Annotated in this window: 8 protein-coding genes; 6 read left to right on the forward strand and 2 right to left on the reverse strand. The window is 34.7% G+C overall.

Translation table 11 applies throughout. The features are described 5' to 3' along the window. Positions 1–6: 6 nt before the first annotated feature. The gene (locus XYLOR_RS00735; RefSeq protein WP_036876094.1) at positions 7–906 is read right to left on the reverse strand and encodes a serine O-acetyltransferase; all 900 of its coding nucleotides are present in this window, start codon (positions 904–906) and stop codon (positions 7–9) included. A gap of 1,271 nt (positions 907–2,177) precedes the next feature. Between XYLOR_RS00735 and XYLOR_RS00740 the strand changes: the two genes are divergently transcribed. Beyond that, positions 2,178–4,421, forward strand: coding sequence for an inorganic phosphate transporter (locus XYLOR_RS00740; protein ID WP_036876095.1), 2,244 nt, complete (start codon positions 2,178–2,180; stop codon positions 4,419–4,421). A gap of 19 nt (positions 4,422–4,440) precedes the next feature. Here XYLOR_RS00740 and XYLOR_RS00745 read toward each other — a convergent pair whose 3' ends face one another. Then, positions 4,441–4,794 (reverse strand): DUF190 domain-containing protein, encoded by a 354-nt coding sequence (locus tag XYLOR_RS00745; RefSeq protein WP_245601928.1) that lies wholly within the window; start codon positions 4,792–4,794, stop codon positions 4,441–4,443. Between the two features lie 126 nt (positions 4,795–4,920). Between XYLOR_RS00745 and XYLOR_RS00750 the strand changes: the two genes are divergently transcribed. From XYLOR_RS00750 to XYLOR_RS00770, 5 genes are all read left to right on the forward strand, one after another. After that, the gene (locus XYLOR_RS00750) at positions 4,921–5,565 is read left to right on the forward strand and encodes a helix-turn-helix transcriptional regulator (RefSeq protein WP_036876096.1); all 645 of its coding nucleotides are present in this window, start codon (positions 4,921–4,923) and stop codon (positions 5,563–5,565) included. Positions 5,566–5,811: 246 nt separating this feature from the next. Beyond that, entirely contained in the window at positions 5,812–6,831 is a 1,020-nt protein-coding gene (locus XYLOR_RS00755; protein ID WP_036876098.1) for a LacI family DNA-binding transcriptional regulator, read from the forward strand. 322 nt (positions 6,832–7,153) lie between these two features. Further along, entirely contained in the window at positions 7,154–10,375 is a 3,222-nt protein-coding gene (locus XYLOR_RS00760; protein ID WP_036876099.1) for a SusC/RagA family TonB-linked outer membrane protein, read from the forward strand. 12 nt (positions 10,376–10,387) lie between these two features. Further along, complete coding sequence (locus XYLOR_RS00765; RefSeq protein ID WP_245601929.1) at positions 10,388–12,214, forward strand: RagB/SusD family nutrient uptake outer membrane protein; 1,827 nt, start codon at positions 10,388–10,390, stop codon at positions 12,212–12,214. Between the two features lie 19 nt (positions 12,215–12,233). Next, positions 12,234–13,868 carry a glycan-binding surface protein gene (locus XYLOR_RS00770; protein WP_036876100.1) on the forward strand — a complete coding sequence of 545 codons (1,635 nt, stop codon included), beginning with the start codon at positions 12,234–12,236 and terminating at the stop codon, positions 13,866–13,868. Positions 13,869–13,870 lie beyond the last annotated feature (2 nt).

Consider the following 13,870-nt stretch of genomic DNA (forward strand, 5'->3'; position numbering starts at 1 on the left):
TTGTGGTTATAATTTCTTGTATTTTTTTGTTTGTGGTTTCATATCTTCTGTTACCCAGATGTTTGCTCCTACGATAGAGCCCTTACCTATAGTTATGCGCCCTAAAATTGTAGCGTTAGAATAAACTACAACATCATCTTCTAATATTGGGTGGCGTGGAATTCCCTTTATAGGATTGCCTTTATCATCCAATGGAAAACTTTTAGCTCCTAGAGTGACGCCCTGATATAATTTGACATTATTCCCGATAATACATGTAGCACCGATTACAACACCTGTGCCATGGTCTATTGTGAAATGATGTCCTATCTTAGCTTCAGGATTGATATCAATGCCAGTCTCTGAATGAGCCATCTCTGTCATTATTCTAGGTATAAGAGGTACACCCATTAAGACTAACTCGTGAGCAAGTCTGTAGTTGGTAAGAGCTTTTATTACAGGATAACAACTTATTATTTCGCTGAAATTGTTAGCTGCAGGATCTCCATTATATGCTGCGGTTACATCTGTAGCAAGTATTTTTCTTATTTGTGGTAATTTGCCTATTAGTTCTGTAGCTATAAACTCAGCGTTATTACTCTTTGACTTGAATGTTGATTCACAATCTTCAGAATTCTCTGTATTCTGAAAACACAGTCCTGCTAATATTTGATCAGTAAGCAATTTATGTAACCTTTCAACATTTACACCTATGTGGTAGCGTATTGTTCTTATGTTAACTGTTGACTTGCCGAAATATCCAGGAAAAAGGATAGCACGAGCTAACTCTATAATTTCTTCTAGAGCTTTGCTTGAAGGTAATGGGTAACCTTCCCTATGTTGATGAAAGAGGCCCTTTAACGATTCTTTAGAAGACAATTCGTCTACAGTTTGTGTAAGAACGTGGGTCGTATCAATATTGTCCATTTAGAAAAGTATCAATATTTTAGGTTGCAAATATACAATAAATCCTGATTAAAATCACAAATATTCCTGATTATTTCTTTGCACTTTCGTTTTTTTATGTAACTCAGCGTAAATTAAAACGGCTTTTTAGTTAACAGAGTATGTTTTAATATACTCATTTTTTAATATAAGATAAATTGGTGTCAGTCTTTGTATAGTTAATGTTATAGTTTTATTGGGTATACTAATTGTGTTTATCGTTGGCGGAATTAAATAAACGTTGTGTATATCACAGAAAAACTTGTAAAAAGCAGTTTAACTAATCGTTATTTCAAAAAAAAGTTTTCAAACCTCAACCTCACTAATACTGTGTAAATATATACATATCAACATATTAGACGAGTGAGGTTTGTTTTTCAAACCTCACTAACCTCAAACCTTAATATTTAACGATTAAATCATACATATATACCCTTAAAAATTAACTTATTTCAATATGCAAATCAACTTGTTTTACTCAACAAAATAAGTTGATTTGTCTAACAAAATAAGTTGATTTGTGTCGTTGCATTTATGCTTTTAATATGATGAATTTAATTTATATATTTGTTGCAGAAATGACTTTCTATATATACAAATTATTAAAATATTTACTTGAATACGTTTCGAAAATAAAGGGGAAATTATACCGTTTTTTATCTGCAATATTATAGAATATACAAAATAAGATTATCCATCTCTTGTGCGGAAATAAGTTCCGCAGTCAACCTGAAATAATAATTTTAAAAAAGTAATTATTTAAGACAACTTATATTGTCAATTAACAATTAAACAGTCAACCACCTTTGGAAAAAGACATAGTGAGGTTTAGTGAGGTTTTAAAAACAGACCTCACTCATCTAATATGTTGATATGTATATATTTACACAGTATTAGTGAGGTTGAGGTTTGAAAACGTTTTTTTTTGAAAACAAAGAACCTATAACGACTTTGCAGTCACCCTCAGTCGTAAACTTAAAAACTAATGCTGTAAATGGTTAGGGGGTGACTCATAATTATGAGTCTTTAATATTACATATATTGCATTTTGTTGTTTCTGATTTTCAGTATTTCATATTCCCTTTGTTGACATAAATATACCCATAGAATGATATTCGTAATATAAATAGATAAAAATATCAGATTTTATATGCATTTCTTGTCTTTGTAACAAAAATGAAACATCTGTTTAAAAGTCCTGTAATATATATATATTAATTTTGCATCCTAAATTAAGATGTAACAATCATTATATGGAATCAATTTATCTGGTTATTGTCGTTTTCTTGCTTATCTTGGCTGTGTTTGACCTTTTTGTGGGAGTCAGTAATGATGCCGTAAACTTCCTGAATTCTGCAATAGGTGCCAAAGTTGCTAAATTCAGGACTGTGTTGATAGTTGCTTCATTTGGTGTCGTGATAGGTGCGGTGATGAGTGCCGGAATGATGGATGTTGCTAGGCATGGAATAATAAATCCATCAAATTTTTCTTTCAATGAATGTATGACAATCTTTCTTGCTGTTATGATAACGGATGTTATTGTATTGGATGTGTTCAATACACTTGGGCTTCCAACATCAACAACAGTATCATTGGTATTCGAACTTCTTGGGGGCACATTTGTACTTGCGTTACTTAAGATGGGTGCAAATCCCAATTTAGGTTTTAATGATTTACTTAATAGTGATAAGGCGCTAAGTGTTATTATAGCTATTTTTGTAAGTGTTGCTATTGCCTTCTTTTTTGGAACTATAGTTCAATGGATTTCACGTTTAATCTTTACATTCAATTATACAAAGCACCTTCGGTATACAGTAGCAGTCTTTGGAGCCATCGCATTTACAACTCTTGCTTATTTTATTTTCATACAAGGGCTTGCCAAATCCCCTTATATCAGCGAGTTTTATAAGCAATGGATAAAAAATAATACGACGGTCATCATGTTGGGCATCTTTTTGGGGTCCTCTATCTTTGTAGAAGTCTTGCATCTTCTTAAAGTAAATGTATTTAAAATAATAGTCCTTGTTGGAACCTTTGCATTAGCTATGGCATTTTCAGGAAATGATCTTGTCAATTTTATAGGTGTGCCACTAGCGGGCCTATCTTCTTTTCAGGATTTCATTGCAAATGGTCTTGGTCATGATAAAACATTTATGATGACATCACTTATGGAATCGGCCAAGACTCCTGCTCCATATCTTATGATGGCAGGTATTATTATGATCATTTCAATGGCAACATCAAAGAAGGCCCAAAATGTAGTGAAGACGAGTGTAGATCTCTCGCGTCAGGATGAGGGTGAAGAAATGTTCGGTTCATCACGTGCAGCAAGGAGCATCGTGCGTGCCGCACAAGATATTGGTGAATCAGTGGCAGGAGTGATACCCAAAAAAGCACAAGACTGGATAGAGAGTCGTTTTAATAAAGATGACGCTATAATTGCTCATGGTGCTGCGTTTGATATGATAAGGGCTGCCGTCAACTTGGTATTGTCCAGTATACTTATAATTATTGGTACAAACTATAAAATGCCATTATCTACTACATATGTAACCTTTATGGTGGCTATGGGTGCATCGTTGGCCGACCATGCATGGAGTCGGGAAAGTGCTGTATTCAGGGTTACAGGAGTCATATCTGTAATAGGAGGATGGTTTATTACAGCAGGTGTAGCGTTTGCAATATGTGCAATTGTATGTATACTAATGCATTTTGGAGGTTTTGTTGCAATGTTCTTATTTATGGCTCTTGATGTCTTTTTGTTGTTGCATAGTAATATCAAATATGGTAAAAAGGTAAAAGAAGAAAAAAAGGACGATATATTCAGACTTATGATGCGTACACGTGATCCTGAAATAGTATGGGATTTGCTTACTAAGTATGTTTCACGTACACAGAGTTTTGTAGCCCGTTTTGCACTTGACCAGTATAATTCAATATTAGGAGGATTACGTGATGAGAATTTGCGAGATTTACGGCGCTGCAGTAGAGAACTAAAGGATGAAAGAGACAAACTTAAAAAGTTCCGTCGTAAAGAGCTATTAGCATTGCGTCGTACTCCCAAAAAAATAGCATTGGAAAGAAATACTTGGTTTCACCTCGGTGCAAACAGCGACCAACAGTTTATATATTGCCTTACACGTATGCTTGAACCTGTAAAGGAGCATATCGATAATAATTTTACCCCTTTACCTATAGAATACTCTGAAGAGTTTGAACCGATTCGTCGTGAAATAGAGGGCTTAATGAAAAATAGTGAACATATGATTAGTACGAACCGCTATGATCAATATGACCAGGTACTGGCAGAAGCTGACAATCTTAAAAACCAAATGTCGGCACTTCGTAAACATCATATAGACCGTATGCAGAATGATGGTGATGACAGCAAACTTGAAGTATCATTGGTCTATTTAAATATACTGCAAGAGAGCCAAGAATTTCTTAGCATAATGAGACATCAGTTGCGTGCGGCTAAAAAATTTATGGAAAAGTAGAAAGAAAGAAGGGGAACATTTAATGTTCCTCTCCGTGTTTTATGAATTTCACATCCACATCTTGAATCGTAATAAGACACCCTTTAGGCTGTTTCTCAAGAAGAGGCTTTATTGTTGATAAATAATCATTAATAGGTTCTTCATCGTCAATAATCTCTACAGTGACAGGAACTTTCTCTGCGAATTCCCAGAAAGAAGGCGGAATAAGATCGCTACTAGTTCCATATCCCATTATACCTTTATATATAGTAGCGCCAGCCAGACCTAACTCTCGTGCTGTACGAGCAAGATATTGGAATAAAGGCTCATGTTTGTACATATCCGTATTGCTGACGTATATTCTTATTTTTTTAGCTTTACTGTTTATTTCCATAGTTGTATTATATTATTATTCAGCTAAGATACAAAAAATATAAATTAAACGATATAAAAAGAGATATTTTTTTGATTTTTCCATAAAATGTTTAACTTTGCGTCATAAACAAAAACGACTGAAAATATGAAATTACATTTTTGTTTCGCAGACAAACAAGACATAACGAGAGCTGGACTAATGTATATATGCCAGACTTTTGATGGAGCAGAATATAAGTCTGTAGAAGACAAAAGTGAAATGATGGAACAACTTAAATTGTTTCCTGAATCAGTTGTAATTATGGACTATACTCTTTTTGATATAAATGATGTTGAAGAATTACAGATATTAACATTGAGATTCAGTAATGTGCATTGGATACTTTTTAGTGAAGATTTGAGTATAGATATGGTACATCAGGTCATCGCATTATGTCCATGTGTTAGTATTGTTCTTAAAGAATCGCCTTTGCCTGAAATAAAAGAGTCAATAGCATTTGCAATGCAAGGACACAGATATATTTGCCAGCGTATTACAGAACAGTTGCTTGCTCCCTCATCAGAACAGACCGAAAGAGTTAAATTAACGCCAACAGAAACAGATATTCTTAAAGATATAGCATTGGGGATGACAACAAAAGAAATTGCAGATAAGAGATTCTCCAGTTTCCATACTATTAATACGCATAGAAAAAATATATTCAGAAAATTGTCAGTAAATAATGTGCACGAAGCTACAAAATATGCCTTGCGAGCTGGTCTTATAGATTCTGCTGAATATTATATTTAATATATATTTATAAAAAAAGGATTAAGAGGGTCTCTCGACTGTCTTAATCCGTAGTTTCTAACTAACTTATTATCAACTATTCATTACTCATTCTTTTATTCGTATTGCAAAGATACGTTATTTTTGTGCAGACGATATCAAATTTATTCAAAAAATGTACGTAAACGTTTGCGAATTCATTAGTTTTTTATAACTTTGCCATAATTTCGGCATTGCTGAAACTGTATATACTATTTATTGCTTACAATGGAAAAACAACATCGTACATCCCTTAAAGATCTTGCTCGTGAACTTGGAGTGAGTATTGCGACTGTTTCTCGTGCGCTCAGAGAAAGCCCTGAAATAGGAAAAGAGATGCAAGTACGTGTAAAAGCATTAGCTAAGCAATTAAATTACCGTCCAAATCCATTTGCACAGAGTTTAAGGAGGGAGGCTCCTCGTGTAATTGGTGTAGTAGTTCCGAACATTGTAGCTCATTATTATGCTTCTGTGTTAGAAGGGATAGAAGATTTTGCAGCTCGTGAAGGATATTCGGTAATAAGTGCGAATAGTCATGAAAATCATATTATAGAAACTCGTGTCATAGACAATTTCATCAATATGCATGTTGAAGGTATTATTGCCTGTCTGGCTCAAGATACTGAGGATTATGCTCACTTTCAGGAAATTAATAATATGGGTATCCCATTGGTGTTTTTTGCCCGTACTTGTTTGCCTGATATATTTTCTACTGTTACCGCAAATGGTGATGAGGCTGCCCAAGAAGCAACTCAACATCTTATAGATACAGGAAGTCGGAGGATCGCTTTTATTGGTGGTCCAAACCATTTGGATATGGTACGCAGGCGTAAGCATGGATATCTTGAGGCTTTGAGAATTAACGGTATACCGATAGATCGCACTCTCGTTTCTTGTCAACGAATAGATTATGAGATGGCTCGTAATAATGTCATTGAAATATTAAAAAGACCAGATCGCCCAGACGCAATAATTGCATTTAATGATATCATTACTTATGCATCTTTTGATGCAATACGTAATGTGGGTTTGGATATCCCTAGTGATGTAGCCTTAATAGGATTTACTGATGCTGAATATGATAGGTTTATGACTCCAAGGCTTTCTGTTATTAAAGATCAAGCACATGAGACAGGTGCCTTATCCTGCAAACTTTTACTAAAGAATATTAAAGGTGATAAGCATATTTATCACGAAGTTGTACCAATGATACTGCAAATAAACGAAAGTAGTGTAAAAAACAAATAGGCTATTTATTTTGCAAATTATTAATTGATTATTTACAAAATAATAATACAGATAGTTTTTTATTGTTTATGAGTTGCTTTCATAAACATTTTATCGATTGATATTTTTTTTGTTATCAAAAAATACATTTGTATGAAACATTTCATACATACGTCTTGCTATGTTTTTAAAGTTGATAACATTTGCGACATAATAAGATAACATTTAACTAACATTACTTGTTTTTTTATTTAATATCTTTGCCATCTATAAAGCATGAACAAATATTTATTTAAATTTCATGAATAGTAATTTACCTTAATAAATTTAATACAATGTAACTATGAGAAAAACACTTCTTAGGTTATGCAAGAGTTCATTACTCTGCAATGTCACTTTAATAGCATTTCTGCTATTCACTGCAATGAATGTTCTTGAGGCGAGTTCGCTGGATGCAAAGACCGTTACAGGTACTGTTACGTCTGCTATTGACCACGAACCACTTGTTGGCGTCACCGTCAAAGTATTGGGCGTTCCTAATGGTTCTGTAACCGATGTGGACGGAAAATATTCTATCAATGTTGAGTCAGGACAGATACTTCAGTTCTCTTATGTAGGCTATTTGTCTAAAACTGTTAAAGTCGGTATTGAAAATAACATCAATGTTGTACTAAAAGAAGACCACAAATCGCTAGATGAAGTGGTCGTAGTAGGCTATGGCGTAATGAAACGCAGTGACCTCACAGGTTCTGTATCATCTATTGATGAGAAGGCAATCAAGCAAGGAGTAAACACTACTATTGAGCAGGCAATGCAAGGAAGAATTGCCGGTGTTGCTGTTACACAAAACTCAGGTGCACCGGGTGGAGGTATCTCTGTTCAGATTCGTGGTGTAAATTCTTTGAGCAGTAACGAGCCTTTATATGTAATAGATGGCATAGCAATGTCAGGAAGCTCCTCGGATAATACAAGTGCTCTATCATCTATTAACCCATCTGATATAACAAATATAGAAGTATTGAAGGATGCATCTGCAACTGCTATCTATGGTTCCAGAGCATCAAATGGTGTCGTGTTAATTACTACCAAACGAGGCCATGATGGAAAAGCAAAGATACAGTATGAAGGTTATATAGGTTGGCAGCAGTTGCCCAAAACTCTTGATATGATGAATCTGAAAGATTATGCATCATTTTATAATGAACGTGCGAACATTCTCGGTTGGGGTGTTAGATCTGATTACAAAGATCCTAGTTTGCTTACGAATGGTACAGATTGGCAGAATGTTTTATTTAGGACGGCATTCATGGATAACCATCAAGTAAATGTAAGTGGTGGAGCAAAAGATATTGCATATTCGCTTTCAGGAGGATATCTGGATCAGGATGGCGTAGGAGTCGGATCGTCATTCAATAGAGCATCATTTCGTGCGAACTTTGATATTGATGTAAATAAATATATAAAGTTAGGTATGAACGGTTACTTTGCAAACACAAAACAAGTTACAACATTTGATCAATCAAATGCTATACAAACAGCCTTAAATCAATTTCCGGATGTAGCTCCTGTCAATCCGGATGGTACTTATGGGTTCCCTCAAGTTAATGACTTTGCAACATACTATTCAAACCCTCTTTTTGAAGCACAGATGAGAGAAAATAATAGTAAAAACTCTTCATTAGATTATAATTTCTTTGCCAATATAACACCCATCAAAGGTTTGACTTTACGCGTTGAATATGGCGGAAGTTATGGATGGGGCAATACCTATTATTTTCAGCCATCATATTCTTATGGAACAGTAAGAGTAGAGTCATTATCAACACGTGGCAGTTCTAAGAATGAGTATAACTCGTTCAAGCAATACGCAACATATGATATAGATCCATTTAAGAATCAACATATGCAGATAATGCTTGGACATGAAGCACAATGGGGCAAATGGCAGAATCTTTCCGCTTCACGTAAAGGTTATATCTCAGATGCTTTGCATAGTCTTAATGTAGGCGATTCTTCTACGGCTACAAATACAGGTGATGGCGGAACGCCATGGAGTATTGAATCATACTATGGACGTCTAAACTATAATATCCTGGATAGATATATGTTGACAGCTACTGTACGTACAGATGGTTCTTCTAGTTTTGGTGAGAACAACCGCTGGGGATGGTTTCCTTCTGCTGCTATAGCATGGCGTATAAGCAATGAAAAATTTATGAAAAGTATTCATTGGATAGATAATATGAAAATTCGTTTAGGATGGGGTCTTGTAGGTAATCAAAGTGCAGGAAGTTATGCCTATGGAGCAACAATGGCTAATACTCCTACAGCTTGGGGCACAGGCTATTATCCAGGCAACTTCTCAAATCAAGACCTAAAGTGGGAAAGTACTAATTCATTGAATATAGGATTAGACCTTAATTTGTTTAATAACCGAATAGAATTTATTGCAGACGCTTATTATAAGAAAACTAAGAATTTGCTTATGCAGGCACAGTTGCCTTCATACGTTATCAACAACGACTATATGGGTATGTCGTCTCCATGGGTAAATGCAGGTTCGATGGAAAATAAAGGTATTGAATTTACACTAAACACGATAAACATAAATACTCATGGTTGGCAATGGCGCACAGGTATTACTATTTCGTTCAACCGCAATAAACTAACGAAGACAAACAGCAGTTCTTCTGCCTTGTCTGGCACTATTGGTTCTCAGACATATACAATGTCAGAGGTTGGGGATGCAGTAGGCCGATTTTATGGATATAACGTAATAGGTATGTATACTAAAGAGTCTGACTTCTATCAGAAAAATAAACTAGGAGAATTCCTTTTAGACCACAATGGAAACAAAATACCTGTGGCTAGACCTGTTGATTCATCCGGTAATCTATATGATATTTCTAAGACAGGTATTTGGGTTGGAGATTATATATTTGAGGATGTAAACGGTGATGGAAAAATAACAGAAGCAGACCGTAAGTATATTGGAGATCCTAACCCAGACTATACATTTGGTATAAGTAATACAATTACATATAAAAATTTTGAATTATCTTTCTTCCTAAATGGTAGTGTCGGTAATGATATTTATAATATAGTAAAACAAAATTCCACAAATTTTTCAAAGTATAGCAATCTTTTGAAAGAAGCTACCAACTATGCTAAAATAGGTCTAATTAATCCGAATGGTTCTGCTTTAGATATTTCAAATGTATATATCACAAATGCAGAAACGGCTTCTTATCCCCGTATATATGTAAGCGGAGGAAGTATGAATGACAACAATCGTATAAGCAGCCGTTTTGTAGAGGACGGTAGTTATATTAGATTAAAATCGTTATCGTTTGCATGGAATCTACCTGATAAATGGCTTCAACCATTAAAACTTGAGTGGGTGCAGATATATGCTAATGCTCAGAATCTATTTACTATTACAGGCTATGATGGTTATGATCCGGAAGTAGGATCAATAGGCCAGAGTGTTATCCTTCATGGTATAGATAATTATCGTTATCCATCACAGCGCATTTATAATTTTGGAATAAAAGTACGCTTTTAAAATTTAAAAGAAATGGAAAAAATAAATATTCATAATAATATGGTCAACTTAAAAGCTTTTACTAGTTGCATCTTATCAGTTTTACTGATCTTATTAGCTTTAAGTAGTTGTAGTGATAGCTTTCTGGATAAGTCTCCTCAAGGCAATTATACATCAAAGACATTCTACTCTTCTGATGATGCTGTAATGAAAGGAGTAGAACCATTATATAACCGTGCATGGTTCGATTTTAACCGCCGTGCTATAGTAGGTATGGGATCTTATCGTGCCAATGATGCCTGGAACCCTTATGTCAGTGCTGAGTTTGCACGTTTTCAGATAACAAGTCTTACAGAAGACATGAGTCTTGCCTGGTCATCACTTTACAATGTAGTGACAATGGCAAATGCAACTATAGATAATATTAATAAGTATTGTTCAGATGCAGTTTCTGAATCTGTAAAGAATCAGGCTCTTGGTGAATGTTATCTTATGCGTGCTACAGCATATTTTTATCTACTTCGTGGATGGGGCGCTAATATTTTATATGAGGATAATCAGGATATGATTAATAATCCTGTAAAGCCTTTAAATACTGAAGATGATGTACTAAAGTTTATTATTCGTGACTATAGGCGTTCGGTTAGTTTGATGTCTGACAACCCAGGTAAAGGTCATCCATCAAGTTATGCAGCCAAGGCTCTTCTAGCCAAGGCTTTATTGGCACAAAGTGGATGGAATAAGGCTACAAGAGATGAAGCAACGCTTAAAGAAGTAATAAGTCTGTGTGATGATGTCATAAATAAAGGACCATATTCTCTAATGAGTAATTATGAAGATTTATTTAAGGCTCAGAATAATGATAACTCAGAAACTGTTTTAGCCATGCGTTGGGCTGATGCCAATCTTGGAACATCTTCAGGTTGGGGGGCTATTAATGCGTTATATTCAGATTTGGCATTTCCAGAAGTAACTGATGTTAACGTATGGGGTGGAAGTCTTATTGCTTCTGTTGATATGATAGACCTCTATAACCAAGAGCCTGCTGATACATTCCGTATTCGTGGTACATTCTTTACTCCACAAAGATATTATAAATATATACTTCAGGCTGATGGAGGCTATACGTATAAACACAAATGGATGCAATGCAAAAAAGGTGTTCTTGGAACGAAAGCAGATGCAGGTGGACATCTTGCTCAAATGGCTTCTCCATTGAATACATACATTATACGCCTTGCTGAAGTATATCTGATTAAGGCAGAAGCTATACTTGGCAATAATACGAATAGTACAGATGCAGAAGGTTTATCAGCAATAAATGCTGTGAGAGCACGTGCACATGTTAGTCTGCTAAACACATATGATCTGGCTACGTTAATTCGAGAACACAGAATAGAATTCTGCATGGAGTATAAGAATTGGTTTGATATGGTTACTTGGTACAGATGGAAACCTCAGTATATGTTAGACATATTCAATAACAAGCAGCATCGTGCATTTGAGTACCGTGAAGGAGATGTTTTGATGAATAATGATGGAACTATAAGTTACCGTGCTTTTTTGAATAATGGTACAAATTGCTGGTACTTTAAAGATGCAGCCAACCACGTATATTGGAATGATCACCTTGCTGTTTCTGAAACTGATAATTCTACTGCTGTCGTTAATGGAATAAAAATGGATAAAGCACATGGCTATGTGTATAATGTAGACTCATTAGTACGTGCACAATCTAATTTATTACCTATTAAATTGACCGAAACAAATATTTTTATGCCTTATCCAGAAGCAGACGTTTTACAGAACCATTATCTAAAAGAGTCTCCACAGGCTTATAATTTTGGAAATGATAAATAACTAAACAATATTATGACTTATGAAAAAAAATAAAATCAATATATTTTATCTTCTTGTGTTATCGACTATCGCATTTATGCAATTGTCCTTAATCTCATGCAGTGAAGATAATAAAGAAGGTTATGGGACGCCAGAAATTACTGGTGTTAGAGTTCCTGACCCTGTTTATGCTGACAGCTTATTTACAAAATCCAGTACAGGTCAACTTATAGCGATTACAGGTACAAATCTAAGTAATGTACTCAAAATATATATTAATGATCAGCAAGTCTCGTTTAACTCTACTATGAATACAGACCATAGTGTTATGTGCACAATACCAAAAGAGGAAAATGGCTTTAAACTTACAGCTTTTGACAGTACATTAAAAGATGAAATAAGATTGGAGACAAGTCATGGTACGGCTACTTTTGCATTCAAAATTTTAGCACCAAATCCTTCTATTGGTCGCATACAGGGATTATATCCACGTGATGCGGGTGATTCACTTTACGTATATGGTAAGAATCTTATTGACATAGAAAAAATATATTTTACTGATATCCCTGCTGCTAAGCTTGATACAACTAAATGGAAAGATATAACTGGTAGTATTGTTGATGTTACAAAGTATTCAAGTCTTGTTAAAGATCATTACCTTGATCCCCAAACAAATTCTTATGTTACTTCATCTGAATTAGGATTAGTATTGCCTGATATACCTTACGAATCAGGTACATTAGTAGTGAAAACAGCAACGGGATATTCATATATTGCTTATTCTAAGAAGCCTGGAATACCGAAAATAAAATCAGTAAGTAGTGAATATCCTGAAATAGGTGAAACGGTAACAATTAAAGGTTCTGAATTTGTTCAGGTTGGAAGTATTACTTATGGCGATGTAACTTTGACGAGTAAAGATTTAAAAGTAGCTAGTTCGGAAGATGAGTTATCGTTCGTATTTAATAAAAAACCAGCAACAGGTAGTGGAACTACATTGACTATAACAACACCAGGTGGACAGGTAAATTATGAAAATTTCTTCAACCCTGCTTCTGTTCTTATTAATTTTGATGGAAATGCTACAGATAATGGGTGGGGACCTAATGCCATTTATGAGTCAGCTACAAGTGGTGCAGCTCCTTATTCAAGTGATGGATCTTATGCTCGTATTAATGTCATGGACAATGGCTCAAATTGGTGGGGTACTATGATATATTTCCGTAAAGACTGGAGTGGACCATTTCCTCTTCCTGGTTATGATGTTATTCCTTCAAATGCATCAGCAGACGATATATATCTTGCTATGGAAGTCTATGACAATAACTCTGCTTATAACACTGCTGGTTATACAGGATATTTGAGATATCTGATACAAACTGTGGGAGATGCAGAAAATTATTATGATAATGGATTTGCCTGGATAAATACAGATCAGGGAACTTTCTCCTTTTCACAGCCAGTTATTGGTGATATTGATGGTAATAACGTAAAAGGTAAGTGGTACCGTCATGTTATTAAACTTAGCAATTTTGCATGTTTTAAAGATAAAACATATAAAGATATTGTTGCTACAGGAATTAATCAGATACGACTTATGGATTATAATCAAGGAACAAAGAAGGGTAATATTGATGTCTGCTTTGACAATATCCGAATATATTATAAAAAATAATG

Source organism: Xylanibacter oryzae DSM 17970, assembly GCF_000585355.1.
Taxonomy (GTDB): Bacteria; Bacteroidota; Bacteroidia; order Bacteroidales; family Bacteroidaceae; genus Prevotella; species Prevotella oryzae.